Genomic DNA, 14,820 nt, shown 5'->3' with positions numbered 1-14,820 from the left:
CAAACGGCTGAAAACGATGCTATACATCGCTTGTGGAGATTTTCACATGCGACGGGCCCACACGCCCGTCCTGACGCCCGGAGCGACCGATGGAGCTGCGCCATCTCGAGACCCTGCAGGCCGTGGCCGACGCCGGATCGTTCACGGGCGCGGCCGATCAGCTGCACACGGTCCAGTCGAACGTGTCCGAGCAGATCCGCCAGCTCGAGGACGAGCTCGGCGTGAGCCTCTTCAGCCGGGGCCGCCGGGGCGCGGTGCCCACCGAGTTCGGCACGATCGTGCTCGAGCGCGCCCGCCACGTGCGCCGCGAACTCGACGACCTGCGCGCCGACCTCTCGATGCTCCAGGGCCTGCAGACCGGCCACGCCACGTTCGGCGCGGTCGGCACGATCAGCCGGTGGCTCGTGCCCGCGCTCGTCGCCGACCTCCGCATGCAGGCGCCCGCGCTCTCGCTGCGCGTGACGGAAGGCGCGTCGGAGCGGCTCGCGGGTGAGGTGGCCGAACGAGAGCTGTCGCAGGCCGTCGTCACCGAACCGGTGAGCGACTCGCGGCTCGTCGTCGAGCACCTGCTCGACGAGGACCTCGTCGGGCTCGTACCGAACTCGGTCGATCTCGGTGCCAAGGAGCCGGTGCCGCTCGCGGTGCTCGCCGCGCACACGATGATCCTGCCACCGCTCGGTAACCCGCTGCGCTCCGAGGTCGAGGGCGCGGCGCACGATCAGGGCCTGACGTTGTCGGTCCCGATCGAGATCGAGGGCGTGCGGCTCATCGGCGACCTCGTCGCCGCGGGCGCGGGCGTGTCGATCATCCCCGAGACCGCGGTGCCGCCGGGGGATCCCGGCATGCGCTCGGTCGCGATCGCCGACATGCCGCCGCGCCGGCTCGCGCTCGTGACCGCGCGCGGCGTGCGACTCTCGCTCGCCGACGCCGCGGTGCGCGACGCGGTCGTCCGCCTCGTGCGATCGCAGCGCCGAGGCGCTACGACGAAGGTGTGAACCAGGTGCCGAGCACGTTGGTCGGCGCGCCGAGCCCCTCGACCTCGAGGCGGTCGACGCCGGGCGCGCGATCGGCGCGGGTCTCGACGCGGATGCGTCCACCACCCGGCCACGCGAGCTCGGTCGCGCCGTCGTCCTTCGCGACGACCTCGCCGCCGAGCAGGTCGCGGTAGAGCGGCAGCACGACCGCAGGGTCGGGCGCGCCGAGCACGACGCGCCGCAGGTACGTGGTGCCCTCGGTCGGCGGCTCGGGGTCGACCCACCAGATGGGCTCGCCCGACGGCCCGTGCTGCGCGACGTAGGCGAGCCACGAGGCCCGGTCCGCGGCGTCGCTCGCCTGCGCGAGCTGCACGACGGTGCCGTGCGCTTCACGGGGGTGCAGGAACGCTTCGTGCCAGCGGGGGTCGGAGCGGTCGATCCCGACCGGCGTGAAGCCCGCGGCGCGCGCCGCGTCGAGCGCGTCGTCGAAGTCGGGCACCTTGAACGTGAGGTGGTGCGGTCCGGCGCCGGTGTGCGCGACGAAGCGCGCGAGGAAGTCGTTGCGCTCGGTCTCCCACGGTTCGAGCAGCTCGACCTTCATGCCGCCGTCGCGATCGCCGACGAGCACCTGCATCGGACGGAAGCCGATCGCCTGGCCGCCCGACAGCACCGTGCCGCCGAGGGTGCCGGTGAGGAACCGCAGACCGGGCGCGGTGTCGGCCGCCGCGATCGCGATGTGATCGAGATCGATCTGCGCCTCGTTGCTCATGCGGCTCCGACCTGGCTTGCTCGAACCGGACCGTGAGGGTCGATCGCGCGACCCTCCGCTCGCTCGGTCTGCGCCTCGCTGCTCATGCGGGTGCCCGTTCTCGCCGACCCGGACCGTGAGGGTCGATCGCAGGACCCTCCGCTCGCTCGGTCTGCGCCTCGTTGCTCATGCGGCTCCGACCTCGCTTGCTCGAACCGGACCGTGAGGGTCGATCGCAGGACCCTCCGCTCGCTCGGTCTGCGCCTCGTTGCTCATGCGGCTCCGACCTCGCTCGCTCGAACCGGACGGTGAGGGTCGATCGCAGGACCCTCCGCTCGCTTGGTCTGCGCCTCGCTGCTCATGCGGGCGCCCGTTCTCGCCGACCCGCGCGCGTCGTGAGCTGCGCGACGACGTAGCCGATGCCGAGGATCGTGAAGCCGCCGACTGCGTCGAGGAAGTAGTGGTTCGCGGTGAGCACGATCACCGAGACCGTCGCAACCGGATACAGCGCGGCGGCGGCGCGCGCGATCGGCTTCTTCGCGTGCGAGATCATCACGCACGCGCACCACAGCGCCCAGCAGCAGTGCACGCTCGGCATCGCCGCGAACTGGTTCGAGATCTTGCTCACCGCGCCGGAGTCGAACGACCAGAACGTGGGGTAGCGGTCGAGCGTGTCGACGAAGTGGTAGTGCGACAGCCCGAACTGCCCGAGCAGGCGCGGCGGCATGAGCGGGTACGAGATGAAGCCGACGAGCGCGAGGGCCGTCGACACACCGAGCGTGTTGCGCCAACGCGGGTAGTCGTCCGACCACTTGCGGAACAGCACGATGGCGACACCGATGGTGACGACGAAGTGCAACGATCCGTAGTAGTAGTTGCACGCGATCACGAGCCACTTCGCGTGTAGCGCCCAGTGCTCGAGCCGCGCCTCGTGGAAGATCGAGAGGTGCTGCTCCCAGTCGATGATCGTGCGCGCGTTGTGGAGCGCCTCCGATGGGTCGCTCTTGTTCGCGTTCCGGATCGCGGAATACACGAAGTAGAACGCGAGGATCATCAGGACTTCGACCCACCAGTAGATCACCGCGCCGTCGCTCAGCCGGCGGCCGCCGCGCTTCGGTCGCGCGATCGCGTCGGTATCGGTGCTGGTGCTCATGAGGCGCGTCCCGCGACGACGGGCGGGCGGCGCTTGCCGACCGCGAACGCGGGCGCGCCGATCATGCTCACGATGAGGACGCCCGCGTACCAGAGCAGTCCGACCGCGATCGCCTGCGCGTTGCGAACGCCGAACGGGTGCAGGAACAGCACGAGCATTCCCTCGCGTACCCCGAGCCCGCCGATCGAGATCGGCACCGCTTGCGCCATCGCGACCGCGGGCACGAACGCGATCACCGCGCCGGTCGGCACCGGCAGCTCGAGCGTCCGCACGATGCAGACGATCGCGACGATCACGGAGATCTGGTAGGCGAACGACGTGCCGATGACACCGAGCGCCTGGCGCGGATAGCGGCGCAAGCGATCGACGCCGACGTGTACCGCGCCGATGAAGCGGGTCCAGCTCTGGTTCTCCGCGAAGCGGCCCGCGAGCCGGCGGTGCGCGGCGGCCGCGAGGATGAGACCGAGCGCGCCGAGCGTCACCGCGGCGATGACGAGCGCGAGCGGCGCGTGGCGCGTGTGGAAGAGCGACGGGTGCACGACGAACCCGACGAGCACGAGCGCGGGCAGCGCGATGAAGCCCGTGAGCCGCTCGATCGCGACCGATGCGAACGCGGTCTCGGTCGAGTCGATCGTGGCGCCGACGCGGCTGATGCGCACGACATCGCCGCCGATCGTCGAGGGCAGCACGTTGCCGACGAACTGACCCGCGAGCGTGTACGCGGTCAGGCGCACGATGCCCACGTGACGGCCGAACGCGTTCAGCACCTGCTGCCAGCGCCACGCCTGCAGCACGATCCCCGAGAAGATCAGCAGCAGCGCCACGGTGAGCAGCAGCACCGTGCGCCCGTGGTCGTGATGGGGGAGCACGTCGCCGAAGTGCGGCGTCTTCAGCACGAGGATCGTGAGCACGATCGCGCTCACGAGGATGCGCACGACCACCTTCCACCGGCCCGACGGCGCCGCGACACCCTCGGGAGCGATCGGGTCGGGCGGGGCGGTCGGCGGCATGGCGAGTCCAGACTACGGGCGCCGGGGTGGCGGTCTGCGGGTTCCACGGGCGACGATGATGAGGTCGATTCGGGAGGTGGCGAACCTTGAAGATCACGACCGATGACGGCGTCGAGCTCGCGGTGGAAGTCGCGGGCTCGGGCCCCGGGCTGCTGCTCGTGCACGGCCACGGCGGCGCGAAGGAGGACTTCGCCGATCACGTCGAGCGGCTCGCGCGCCGTCACACGGTCGTCGTCTTCGACCACCGCGGTCACGGTGCGAGCGGCCACCCGCCGTCCGCCGAGTCGTACTCGCTCGCGCGCCTGCGCGCCGACACGTGGGCGGTCGCCGACGCGGTCGGTCTCGATCGCTTCCGCGTGCTCGGCCACTCCATGGGCGGCATGGTCGTGCGCCGCATGCCGCTCGAGCATCCCGAGCGCGTCGAGGCGCTCGTGCTGATGGACACGAGCGCGGCCCGGATTCCGGTGCTCGTGCCCGAGCTCGTCGAGGCCGCCGCCGAGATCGGTTTCACGCAGGGCAAGGACGTGTTGCACGAGATGCTCGTGGCCGCGGGCACGCTCGACACACCTGCGTACAAGCGCATGCTCGCCGACCGCCCCGGCTACGCCGAGTTCGACGCGCGGAAGTGGGCCGACACCTCGATCGTGGCGTGGGGGACGCTGGCGGTCGAGATCGCGAACCAGGACGACGACCTGTCGCGGTTGCGCGGTGTGAGCTGTCCGACCCTCGTGATCGTCGGCGCGCAGGACGACGCGTTCCTCGACGCGTCGCGCTCGATGGCCGCGACGATCCCGGGTGCGCAGCTCGCGATGCTGCCGAACGCCGGACACTCCCCGCAGTTCGAGGCACCGGACGCGTGGGCCGCCGCGCTCGACGGTTTCCTGGCCGGGTTGCCGGCTCCGGTCGCCTGAGCGGGTGACCGCGTGACGAGCGGACGTCGCGTCGAAGGTCACGGCGGTCGGCTCGCGGCCGAGGTGCTGCGCGAGCACGGCGTCGACGTCGTGTTCACGCTGTCGGGTGGGCATCTCTTCGTGCTCTACGACGGGTGCGTGCAGGTCGGGATCGATCTCGTCGACACCCGTCACGAGCAGACCGCGGCCTTCGCAGCCGAGGGCTTCGCGAAGGTCACCGGGCGTCCGGGTTGTGCGGCGCTGACCGCCGGACCGGGCGTCACGAACGGCGTGAGCGCGATCGCGTCGGCGCGGCTCGCGGGTTCGCCGCTCGTCGTGCTCGGCGGCCGCGCGCCGCAGGGTCGCTGGGGCCGCGGCTCGCTCCAGGAGCTCGACCACGTGCCGATCGTCGCGTCGGTCACGAAGTCGGCCGTCACCGCGACACCGGGCGCGGGCATCGTCGCCGCGGTCGACGGCGCGCTGCGCGCCGCGCGAACGCCGCACCGCGGCCCGACATTCGTCGACATGCCGCTCGACGCGTTCGGTCCCGCGGCGGTCGACGTCCCGCCGTTCGACGCGGCGTCGGCGCGCGGCGCGGATCCGGAGCCCGACGCGATCGCGCGCGTCGCTGCGATGGTCGCCGCGGCGAAGCGTCCGGTGCTCGTCGTCGGCGGAGACGTGTACTGGGCGGGCGCGGGCGAGGAGTTGCGCGCCTTCGTCGAGCGGGCCGAGGTACCCGTCTTCGCGAACGGGCTCGGGCGCGGTGTGCTCGCGGCGGACCACCGACTCGCGTTCTCACGCGCGCGCGGCGTCGCGCTGAAGGGTGCCGACCTCGTCGTGGTCGCCGGTACGCCGCTCGACTTCCGCCTCGCGTTCGGTTCGTTCGGTGACGCGCGCGTCGTCCACCTCGCCGACACGGCCACCGAGATCGGCGCGCACGCCGAGCCGGCCGAAGCGATCGGCGCCGACCTGCGCGTGACCTTCGCCGCGCTCGCCGATGCCGTCGCGGCGACGAACGGCGAACGGAAGGAACACGAGCGCGCGGTCGAGACGCTGCGCGCCGAGGAGCAGCGCGTCCGAGAGGGCGAGCGCGCGCGCCTCGAGTCGGGCGCCACGCCGATCGTGCCCTCACGCGTCTACGGCGAGTTGCGCGCGCTGCTCGACCGCGACGCGATCGTCATCGGCGACGGCGGCGACTTCGTGTCCTACGCGGGCAAGTACGTCGATACCTACGTCGCCGGTTCGTTCCTCGACCCCGGGCCCTATGGCTGCCTCGGCACGGGCCCGGGCTACGCGCTCGGCGCGGCGCGCGGGCGCCCCGGTCGCCAGATCGTGCTCATGCTCGGCGACGGCGCGGCGGGCTTCGCGCTCGGCGACTTCGACACGCTCGTGCGCCACCAGGTCGACGTCACGATCGTCGTCGGCAACAACGGGATCTGGGGTCTCGAGAAGCACCCGATGCAGGCGCTGTTCGGGTACGACGTCGTCGCCGACCTGCGACCGGAGACGCGCTACGACCGTGTCATGGAATCGCTCGGTGGGCACGGCGAGCTCGTGCGCGAGCCGAACGAGTTGCGACCCGCGCTCACGCGCGCGTTCGCGACGCCCGGCCCGTCGCTCGTCAACGTGCTGACCGATCCCGCGGACGCGTACCCGAGGTCAAGCAACCTGGCATGACCGCCGTGAGCGGCCACGCCCGCGAGCGGACCGAGCAGGGCCGCCACGCCCGCTCGCATCCCGCGTCACGGAGCGGCGAGCGGAGCGAGCGCGACCAATCACGCGCGACCGATCACGCGCGATCGATCAAGCGCCGTCGCGGGCCTTCTCCAGGAAGCGGTCGCGCTCGACGACGACGCGCGTGACGTAGCCCGCGGCGACGAGACCGCGCCCGTCGGTGACCGACACGCGGAAGACCAGCCGGCGACCCTCGACCGAGTCGAGCACGACGTCGGCGCGCACGGTGTCGCCGACCGGGCTCGGCGCGACGTGCGTGAGCTGCACCCGGTAGCCGACGGTCGTGTGGCCTTCCGGCAACGCGCCGGCCACGGCCTCGAGCGTCGCCTGCTCGGCGAGCGCGACCACCCGCGGGGTGGCGAGCACGGGCACGTCGCCGCTCCCGATCGCCGTCGCGGTGTCGGCAGTGTCGACGACCAACGTCACGCTCGCGGCCATCCCGACGGTCAGGGTCACCCGCGTACGATAGGCAACCCCGCCCGTTCCGGTGGGAAGCGCCGGAGGCCAGCCTGATGGCAGTGACGAACCTGATCGAGACGCCCGTGCTCGAGCGCACGCTGCAGGCCGCATTGCGGGCCGGCGGCGACTTCGCCGAGGTGTTCGGAGAAGACCGGCGCGGGAGCAGTGGCCGATTCGACGACGGCCGCGTCGAGGAGCTCACCTCGGGACGTTCGCGAGGCGCCGGTATCCGAGTCGTGCGCGGCGACACGACCGGGTTCGCCCACACCGCGGACCTGTCGGCGACGGGTCTGGTCGAGGCTGCGGAGGCGGCCGCGGCCGCGGCCCGTACGGGCGGCGGCGGCGTGCGCGAGATCGCGCTCGAAGCCCGGCCCTCGACGCCGTACGAGCCCGAGATCGCGCCGGAATCGGTGCCGAAGGCACGCAAGGTCGAATTGCTGCGGGTCGCCGACGCCGCCGCGCGCGGCGAGGGCGGCGCGATCCGATCGGTCACCGCGTCGTTCGCCGACTCGCGACGGCGCATCGTCGTCGCCAACTCCGACGGCTTGCTGACCGGCGACGAACAGGTCCGCACCCGCTTCGGCGTGCAGACCGTCGCGGCGGGCGACACCGGGATGCAGACGGGTTACGAAGCGCCCGGCCGCACGCTCGGCTTCGAGTTCTTCGACCAGTTCGACGTCGAGGAGATCGCCCGCAAGTCGGCGCGCCGCGCGATCACGATGCTCGACGCGCAGCCCGCGCCGAGCGGTTCGCTCACGGTCGTGCTCGCGAAGGGCGCGGGCTCGGTGCTCTTCCACGAGGCGTGTGGTCACGGGCTCGAGGCCGATCTCGTGCAGCGCGCGGCGTCGGTGTTCGAAGGGAAGCGCGGCGAGCAGGTCGCGTCGCCGCTCGTCACGCTGGTCGACCAGGGTGCGTACGCGCGCGAGTGGGGCACGTTCGCGATCGACGACGAGGGCCACCCCGCGCAGCGCAACGTGCTCATCGAGAACGGCGTGCTCAACGACTACATGTGGGACTACCTGCGCGCCCGCAAGGAAGGGCGCGCGTCGAGCGGGAACGGACGGCGCGAGAGCTACCAGGTGCTGCCGATGGTCCGCATGACGAACACGTACCTCGAGCCCGGCACGACCGATCCCGACGACATCGTGCGCGACACCGAGCACGGCATCTACTGCGTGCAGCTCGGTGGCGGGCAGGTCGACACCGCGACCGGCGACTTCGTGTTCGGGATCACCGAGGCGTACATGATCGAGCACGGCAAGATCACGCACCCGATCCGCGCCGCGCAGCTGATCGGCAACGGGCCCGAGATCCTGCATCGCATCGACGTCGTCGGCAACGACTTCGACACGTGGACGGGCATGTGCGGCAAGAACGGGCAGAGCGTGCCCGTGTCGTCGGGCCAGCCGACGCTGCGCGTCACCGGCATCACGGTCGGCGGCACCGCGGCATGACCGCGGTCGACCTGCTGGAGCTCGCGCGCAGCGTTGCGGGTTCGGCGCAGCCGGGCGAGCAGATCGAGGCGTACGCGGCCCGCACGCGCGAGACCGACATCGAGGTCTTCCGCGGCGAGGTCGAGTCGTTGTCGGTCGCGGGTGTGTCGGGTGTCGGGATCCGCGTGGTCACGGATCACCGGCAGGGCTTCGCGTGGGCGGGCACGTTCGACGCCGACGTCGTCGCGGAGACGCTCGCCGAAGCGCGCGACAACGCGTCGTTCGCGGAACCCGACGAGTGGAGCGGCCTCGCAACCGCAGCCGACGCCGCGAGCGTGCCCGTCGCGCGGCTCGACCTGTGGCGCGAAGACTTTCTGTCCGTCTCGACCGACGAGAAGGTGCGCTTTGCGATCGACCTCGACGCGCGCGTCTCGAACGCGGACCCGCGCATCCGCGAGGTCGAGTCGACGAGCTACGGCGACGGTCTCGTCGAGTCCGCGATCGCAAGCTCCGAAGGCGTCGAGGCGTCGGTGCGACGGACGGTCTGCTCGGCGTCGTCGAGCGCGCTCGCCGAGGCCGACGGGCAGACACAGTCGGGCTTCGGCTTCAGCCTCGGCCGGAGTTTCACCGAGCTCGACGCCGACTTCATCGTCTCGATGGCGACCGAGCGCGTGCTGCGACTGCTGGGTGCGCGGCCGCTGAAGAGCCGGCGCCTGCCGGTCGTGCTCGACCCGCTCGTCACCGCGCAGTTCCTCGGCGTGCTCGCGGCCGCGTTCAACGGTGAGTCCATGCTGAAGGGCCGCTCGTTGTTCCTCGACCGTGTCGGCGAGGCGGTGGCCGCGCCGTTCGTTCAGCTCGGCGACGACCCGACCGATGCCGCGATGCCCGGCGCGACGATGCACGACTCCGAGGGCGTGCCCTGCCGGCGGAACGCGCTCGTCACCGATGGCGTGCTGCAAGGCTTCCTGCACAACAGCGCGACCGCGCGTCGCGCGGGCACGCGGACGACGGGCTCGGCGACCCGCGCGGGTTACACGTCGACGCCGGGCGTCGGCGTGCGCGCGCTCAGCCTGAAGCCGGGCACGCGCAGCTTCGACGAGATCGTCGCGTCGATGCCCGACGCGCTCTACGTCCAGTCGGTCAGCGGGCTGCACTCGGGCACGAACCCGATCAGTGGCGACTTCTCGGTCGGCGCCGAAGGACTCGTCGTACGCGACGGCGCGCTCGCCGAGCCCGTGCGCGAGGTGACGGTCGCGTCGACGCTGCCGCGCATGCTGCTCGACGTCTCCGAGATCGGCTCCGATCTCACGACGCTCGGCGGCAGCACCGCCGGCGTCACCCTCGTCGTCTCCGAGATGACGATGAGCGGGGCCTGAGCGCTCGGGATACAGTCCCGCCGTCGGTGGCCCGTCGTTGACGGATTGGGGGAGCCATGCGTCGTTGGACCGCACGAGCCGGTGCAGCTCTGTTGAGCGCGGGACTCGCATGCTCGGCGTCGGCCGTGCTCGGCGCGATGCCCGCAGGGGCCGCGTTGCGACCGGTTGTCGGCTGCTCGTTCCAAGTCGGCGACGCCTTCGAGCAGGGCGCGGCCGGGACGCTCTATTACACGGTCAAGCTGCTGCCGAACAACGAGGCACAGCGGTGCACGACCGCGGTCACGTTCACGACGACGGTGAGCGCGACGGGCGCGGCGTACACGAACATCGCGCACGACCCGCTCACCGCGACGCAGACGGTTTCGTTCGCGCCCGGTCGCGTCGCACCGTTCGTCGGGGTGAGCTGGGGCGGCCTGCACTGTGCGGATCCGGCGGGTCCCGGAAAGATCACGATCGACGTCGCCGGCTACATCACGCCGTTCCCCGAGTCGCCGACGACGTGCGGGGGCGGGCCGGGCTCGTCGCTCGCGTCGTTCCCCGTCCGCGTGGCGAGCCACGTGGGGATCGCGCCGACGCCTGACGACCACGGCTTCCGCACCGTCGACGAGCGGGGCGTCATCACCTCCGAGGGTGACGCGACGGCGATCGTCGGGGCGCCGTCGAACGCGCCGATCGTGGCGATCGCGTCCGCGCCGACCGGCAACGGGGTGTGGACCGCGGCGTCCGACGGTGGCGTCTTCGCGTACGGGAGCGCGCACTTCCACGGTTCGCTCGGCGCGTTGCATCTGAACGCGCCGGTGGTCGGGATGGCCGCGACGCCCGACGGCGGTGGTTACTGGCTCGTCGCGTCGGACGGTGGCGTGTTCGCGTTCGGCGACGCGGGCTTCCACGGTTCGCTCGGCGCGTTGCATCTGAACGCGCCGGTGGTCGGGATGGCCGCGACGCCCGATGGCGGTGGTTACTGGTTGGTCGCGTCGGACGGTGGCGTGTTCGCGTTCGGCGACGCGCACTTCGCCGGCTCGATGGGTGCCGTGCTGCTCAACGCGCCGGCCGTCGCGATCGCGGCCGCCCCCCACGGCGGGTACTGGATGCTCGCTTCCGACGGCGGCATCTTCTCGTTCGGCGGCGCGCCGTTCGAAGGTAGCTCTCACCTCGGCAGCGTGTCGGGCGACTCCGCGCGTTCGGCGATCGCGGCCACCACGACCGGACACGGGTACTGGGTGCTGCTCGCCGAAGAGAGGGTCGATCCCTTCGGTGACGCGCCCGCGATCGGTGACTGCCCCTGCTGATGGAGGCGCGTGTCCGGGGGTCGGGTCGTGCTCGTCGACCTGATCGCGCCGGGCGACGAGCCGCGCGAGCGCTTCGACCACGTGCACCGGCGACGCGATCAGCGTCGACTTCGTCACCCGTGTCGTCCAGGGCGCGCGCGGACGCGAGCGCGCTCACGCCAAACCGCGACGCTCCAGGATCGAGTACAGCTCGGTGAGCGCACTGCCGGGGTGCTCACCGAAGTGCACGGTCTCCATGCCGAGCGCGCGAGCGGCCGCGCAGTTGTCGGCGTTGTCGTCGACGAACACCGCGGCGTTCGGGTCGATCGCGAGCTGCTCGCACGTCAGCAGGTAGATCTCGGGTTCGGGCTTGCGCATGCCGACGTGGCTCGAGTCGACGACGACCTCGAACAGCTCCTCGATCGGGAACGTCGCGCGCCAATGCTCGCCGAACTCCTTGACGTTGTTCGTGAGGAGGCCGAGCTTCACGCGGCCGCGCAGCTCGCGGATGGCGTGCACGACTTCCCAGTGCACGCCCGGTGCGCTCGAGCGCATGAAGCGGCCGTACGCGTCGAAGTCGATGGGCCGGCCGAGCACTTCGGGCGCGCGCGCCATGATCGTCTCGTAGTACGTGGCCATGTCGATCTCGCCGCGTTCGAGGCGGTGCCACGCGGGCGCGTCGCCGGCCTCACCCTCCGTCTCGAGCGAGTCGGGGTCGCCGCCGGCGTCTTCGGCCGCGAGCTCGTCCGCGACCTCACGGCCGTGCACGCCGATGTAGTGCGCCTCGCCGAACAGCAGCTGCAGCAGCGAGCCCTTGCGGAAGCCCTCGTTCGCCTCGAACTCACCGATGCCGCGGAACAGCGGGCTCGAGATCACGCCGCCGTAGTCGAAGATCACCGCCTCGATCACGGCCGGCACGATACCGGGCTCGCGTCGCACACCGCCTCGGGCGGGTCGAGCGCGAGCATCAGCGCGCCTCGTGCGGTCGCGTCGGCGATGTGGCTCGCTTCGTCGATCGTGACGAGCACGACCACACCGACCCGCCGGTTCGCGCCGCCGTCGGCACCTTCGTCGTGCGACGGCGCCGCGTCGACCGACAACACGCGCGCCGCGTGCGCGACGACCGCGGTCGGCTCGACGTCGCCGCCGACGTCACGACTCTCGAGGGTCGCGAGCACGTCGACGACGCTGCCCGGATCCGGGCGGAGTCCGTCGGTGCCGACGACGCGTACTGCGCGCCGATCGGGCGGCACCACCGCGCTCACGCCGTCGCGCCGGCTCGGCGCGAGTGCCCGACTCGTGATCGCGGCGCCCGCGAGCACGGGCACGGTCACGACGCGGCCGACCGCGTCGCCCGCATCCGCGAGCGCGTGCGGCGGCAGCGATGCTCCCGGCAGCTCGACGACGCGCACATCGTGCGCGCGGACGCGCATGCCGACGTCGAGGTCGGCGCGCGCGAGCACGACCGCGCGCATCGCGCCGTACGTACGCGCGCCGCGGTGCAGCGCACCGAGGTCACCGGCGACCAAGCGCACGGTCATGAGCGCGGCGAGCATCGCCGCGACCTGCAGGACGCGGGCGCGCGGCGCCCGCCGAACGAAACGGGACATCGAAGACCCCCGGGATCGCGGGCGATCGGAACCGGGGAAGGCAGGGGAAGGGGTTGCGCGACCGCCGAGCGGTCAGGCCGACTTCGCGGCGGGCTTCTTGTCGCTCTTCGACTTCGAGCCGTTGGACGACCCGTTGCTGCTCTTCGCGCTGTCGGAGGACGACGACGCCGAGGTCTTCGTGTCCGAGGAGCCCGACTCCGTCGACGACTTCGACTCGCTGCTCGCGGAGGCGGGCTCGTCGCGCTTGGGCTTGCTGGAGCTCGAGCGGTTGTCGGTCTTGTAGAAGCCCGATCCCTTCAGCACGATCCCGACCGACGAGAGCACCTTCTGGAGCTTGCCGCCGCACTTCGCGTGGCGCGTCAGCGGCTTGTCGCTGAAGCTCTGGAACACCTCGAGGTCCTCACCGCACTTGGCGCAGCGGTACTGGTACGTCGGCATCGATCGTTCCTGCTCCGTGCCGGGCGGCTGTCGTCGCGACGCCGTTGGCACTCTCGAAGGTTGAGTGCTAATCGTACCAGCGCCCGCGCTCGAACGGCACAGAGCGCGGCCCGTGCACCGACCGGGTGTCAAGATGGCCGCGATGTCGGGGTACGTCGTCCTCCTCGCTCCGGTGGGATACGTGCTCGGCATGTTCCCGAGCGCGCTGCTCGTCGCGCGGGCCAAGGGCATCGACGTCACGTCCGAAGGATCCGGGAACCCGGGCGCGTCGAATGTCGCACGGCTGCTCGGCTGGCGTTTCGGCGCGATCGTGCTGATCGCCGATTTCGCGAAGGGCGCGGCGGCGTCGGGTATCGGCATGGCCGCGGCCGGCCGGCCGGGCGCGTACATCCTCGGCGTCGCGGCCGTCGTCGGCCACACGTACCCGATCCGCCGGAAGGGCGGGAAGGGCGTCGCCGCTGCGGGCGGGATGCTCGTGGTGCTGTTCCCGCTCATCGTGCTCGTGCTCGGGCTCTCGTGGTTCGTCGTCGCGCGGCTGCTGCACAAGGCTTCGATCGCGTCGTTGCTCGTCGTCGTCGCGTTCCCGTTCGCGGTCTGGCTGCGCGGCTACGACGACTGGGAGGTCATCGTCATCGCGGCCGTCTCGGCGCTGCTTGTGCTGCGGCACCTGCCGAACATCCGCCGCCTCGTGCATCGTCAGGAGATCGACGTCACGCCTCCACCCGCCGTCTGACCCGCCGATCAGATCGGGGTCGCTCGCGCCAGAATCGGCGGTCCGCTCTGCGGCCCGAACGGAACGCTCCGGTCGGCCCTAGCATGACCGTCTCTCGCGAACGAGGAGCGCCGCGGTGACGAAGGTGCGCAAGGCCGTGATCCCCGCCGCCGGTCTCGGCACGCGGTTCCTGCCGGCGACGAAGAGTCAGCCGAAGGAGATGCTGCCCGTCGTCGACAAGCCCGCGATCCAGTACGTCGTCGAAGAGGCGGTACGCGCGGGGCTCGACGACATCCTCATCATCACGGGCCGCAACAAGCGTGCGATCGAGGACCACTTCGACCGCAACTTCGAGCTCGAGTACTACCTCGAGCAGGCAGGCAAGCACGAGACGCTGAAGGACGTGCAGGCGTCGGCGGAGCTCGCGCACATCCACTACTTGCGGCAGGGCGATCCGAACGGTCTCGGTCACGCGGTCGCGGTCGCGCGTGCGCACGTCGGCAACGAGTCGTTCGCGGTGCTGCTCGCCGACGACATCATGGTCGACGACGGTGAGCTGTTGCGCTCGATGCTCGACGTGCACGATCGCTACGGCCGCTCGGTGATGGCGCTGCTGCAGGTGAGCGAAGAGGAGATCTCGTCGTACGGCTGCGCTGCGGGTGAAGGCGTGCACGACGACCTCATCGAGGTGAAGACGATCGTCGAGAAGCCGCCGCGCGACGAGGCTCCGTCGAACCTCGCGGTGTTCGGTCGCTACGTGTTCACACCCGAGATCTTCGACGCGCTCGATCGCATCCAGCCCGGCCGCGGCGGCGAGCTCCAGCTCACCGACGCGATCTCATTGCTGCTCGACGAGCAGAGCGTCTACGGGCGACTCTTCGTCGAGGGTCGCCACGACATCGGACAGAAGCTCGGCTTCCTACGCGCCAACATCGAGCTCGCGCTCGATCGGCCCGACATGGGCCCCGCGGTTGCCGAGATGCTGCGCGACGTCGCGCGCAAGTACCACCTCTGA

15 protein-coding genes are annotated in these 14,820 nt (G+C 71.4%); 8 read left to right on the top strand and 7 right to left on the bottom strand.

Annotated elements, in window-relative coordinates; genetic code table 11:
• Positions 1 to 89: 89 nt before the first annotated feature.
• Complete coding sequence (locus VH914_18455) at positions 90 to 995, top strand: LysR family transcriptional regulator (GenBank protein ID HEX4493190.1); 906 nt, start codon at positions 90 to 92, stop codon at positions 993 to 995.
• On the opposite strand, the gene VH914_18450 is transcribed toward VH914_18455, so the two are convergent.
• From VH914_18450 to VH914_18440, 3 genes are all read right to left on the bottom strand, one after another.
• On the bottom strand, positions 979 to 1,743 hold the full coding sequence (locus VH914_18450) for a VOC family protein (GenBank protein ID HEX4493189.1): 765 nt from the start codon (positions 1,741 to 1,743) through the stop codon (positions 979 to 981). The genes VH914_18455 and VH914_18450 overlap by 17 nt on opposite strands.
• A gap of 337 nt (positions 1,744 to 2,080) precedes the next feature.
• On the bottom strand, positions 2,081 to 2,875 hold the full coding sequence (locus tag VH914_18445) for a phosphatase PAP2 family protein (protein HEX4493188.1): 795 nt from the start codon (positions 2,873 to 2,875) through the stop codon (positions 2,081 to 2,083).
• Positions 2,872 to 3,885: a lysylphosphatidylglycerol synthase transmembrane domain-containing protein gene (locus tag VH914_18440; protein HEX4493187.1), complete on the bottom strand. Its 1,014-nt coding sequence runs from the start codon at positions 3,883 to 3,885 to the stop codon at positions 2,872 to 2,874. Before VH914_18440 ends, VH914_18445 begins: the two co-directional genes overlap by 4 nt.
• A gap of 86 nt (positions 3,886 to 3,971) precedes the next feature.
• On the opposite strand from VH914_18440, the gene VH914_18435 reads away from it, so the two are divergent.
• On the top strand, positions 3,972 to 4,796 hold the full coding sequence (locus tag VH914_18435) for an alpha/beta hydrolase (protein HEX4493186.1): 825 nt from the start codon (positions 3,972 to 3,974) through the stop codon (positions 4,794 to 4,796).
• Between the two features lie 12 nt (positions 4,797 to 4,808).
• Positions 4,809 to 6,452 carry an acetolactate synthase gene (locus VH914_18430; protein HEX4493185.1) on the top strand — a complete coding sequence of 548 codons (1,644 nt, stop codon included), beginning with the start codon at positions 4,809 to 4,811 and terminating at the stop codon, positions 6,450 to 6,452.
• A 126-nt stretch (positions 6,453 to 6,578) separates the two neighbouring features.
• Here the strand turns inward: VH914_18430 and VH914_18425 are convergent, their stop codons facing one another.
• On the bottom strand, positions 6,579 to 6,947 hold the full coding sequence (locus tag VH914_18425; protein ID HEX4493184.1) for a hotdog domain-containing protein: 369 nt from the start codon (positions 6,945 to 6,947) through the stop codon (positions 6,579 to 6,581).
• 80 nt (positions 6,948 to 7,027) lie between these two features.
• Here VH914_18425 and VH914_18420 point away from each other — a divergent pair, with 80 nt between their 5' ends.
• The 3 genes from VH914_18420 to VH914_18410 all read left to right on the top strand — a co-directional run bounded on the left by VH914_18420 (position 7,028) and on the right by VH914_18410 (position 11,066).
• The gene (locus VH914_18420) at positions 7,028 to 8,422 is read left to right on the top strand and encodes a TldD/PmbA family protein (protein HEX4493183.1); all 1,395 of its coding nucleotides are present in this window, start codon (positions 7,028 to 7,030) and stop codon (positions 8,420 to 8,422) included.
• Positions 8,419 to 9,777, top strand: a complete 1,359-nt coding sequence (locus VH914_18415) for a TldD/PmbA family protein (protein HEX4493182.1) — start codon at positions 8,419 to 8,421, stop codon at positions 9,775 to 9,777. Before VH914_18420 ends, VH914_18415 begins: the two co-directional genes overlap by 4 nt.
• 92 nt (positions 9,778 to 9,869) lie before the next feature.
• Positions 9,870 to 11,066, top strand: a complete 1,197-nt coding sequence (locus tag VH914_18410) for a hypothetical protein (protein ID HEX4493181.1) — start codon at positions 9,870 to 9,872, stop codon at positions 11,064 to 11,066.
• A gap of 153 nt (positions 11,067 to 11,219) precedes the next feature.
• On the opposite strand, the gene VH914_18405 is transcribed toward VH914_18410, so the two are convergent.
• The 3 genes from VH914_18405 to VH914_18395 form a co-directional block, all read right to left on the bottom strand.
• Positions 11,220 to 11,954, bottom strand: a complete 735-nt coding sequence (locus tag VH914_18405; GenBank protein ID HEX4493180.1) for an HAD family phosphatase — start codon at positions 11,952 to 11,954, stop codon at positions 11,220 to 11,222.
• Positions 11,951 to 12,655, bottom strand: a complete 705-nt coding sequence (gene cpaB, locus VH914_18400; protein HEX4493179.1) for a Flp pilus assembly protein CpaB — start codon at positions 12,653 to 12,655, stop codon at positions 11,951 to 11,953. The genes VH914_18405 and cpaB overlap by 4 nt, the downstream gene beginning before the upstream one ends.
• Before the next feature lie 72 nt (positions 12,656 to 12,727).
• Positions 12,728 to 13,093 carry an FmdB family zinc ribbon protein gene (locus VH914_18395; protein ID HEX4493178.1) on the bottom strand — a complete coding sequence of 122 codons (366 nt, stop codon included), beginning with the start codon at positions 13,091 to 13,093 and terminating at the stop codon, positions 12,728 to 12,730.
• Between the two features lie 142 nt (positions 13,094 to 13,235).
• On the opposite strand from VH914_18395, the gene VH914_18390 reads away from it, so the two are divergent.
• The gene (locus tag VH914_18390; GenBank protein ID HEX4493177.1) at positions 13,236 to 13,826 is read left to right on the top strand and encodes a glycerol-3-phosphate acyltransferase; all 591 of its coding nucleotides are present in this window, start codon (positions 13,236 to 13,238) and stop codon (positions 13,824 to 13,826) included.
• 115 nt (positions 13,827 to 13,941) lie between these two features.
• Complete coding sequence (gene galU / locus VH914_18385; protein ID HEX4493176.1) at positions 13,942 to 14,820, top strand: UTP--glucose-1-phosphate uridylyltransferase GalU; 879 nt, start codon at positions 13,942 to 13,944, stop codon at positions 14,818 to 14,820.

This window comes from Acidimicrobiia bacterium (assembly GCA_036271555.1).
GTDB lineage: Bacteria > Actinomycetota > Acidimicrobiia > IMCC26256 > PALSA-610 > DATBAK01.
This window is presented reverse-complemented; position numbering and strand designations above follow the sequence as displayed.

Excerpts from the sequence above, each read along its gene's own strand:
- VH914_18455 (HEX4493190.1), top strand. The coding sequence starts at position 90 with ATGGAGCTGCGCCATCTCGAGACCCTGCAGGCCGTGGCCGACGCCGGA.
- VH914_18450 (HEX4493189.1), bottom strand. The coding sequence starts at position 1,743 with ATGAGCAACGAGGCGCAGATCGATCTCGATCACATCGCGATCGCGGCG.
- VH914_18445 (HEX4493188.1), bottom strand. The coding sequence starts at position 2,875 with ATGAGCACCAGCACCGATACCGACGCGATCGCGCGACCGAAGCGCGGC.
- VH914_18440 (HEX4493187.1), bottom strand. The coding sequence starts at position 3,885 with ATGCCGCCGACCGCCCCGCCCGACCCGATCGCTCCCGAGGGTGTCGCG.
- VH914_18425 (HEX4493184.1), bottom strand. The coding sequence starts at position 6,947 with ATGGCCGCGAGCGTGACGTTGGTCGTCGACACTGCCGACACCGCGACG.
- VH914_18415 (HEX4493182.1), top strand. The coding sequence starts at position 8,419 with ATGACCGCGGTCGACCTGCTGGAGCTCGCGCGCAGCGTTGCGGGTTCG.
- cpaB (HEX4493179.1), bottom strand. The coding sequence starts at position 12,655 with ATGTCCCGTTTCGTTCGGCGGGCGCCGCGCGCCCGCGTCCTGCAGGTC.
- VH914_18395 (HEX4493178.1), bottom strand. The coding sequence starts at position 13,093 with ATGCCGACGTACCAGTACCGCTGCGCCAAGTGCGGTGAGGACCTCGAG.
- VH914_18390 (HEX4493177.1), top strand. The coding sequence starts at position 13,236 with ATGTCGGGGTACGTCGTCCTCCTCGCTCCGGTGGGATACGTGCTCGGC.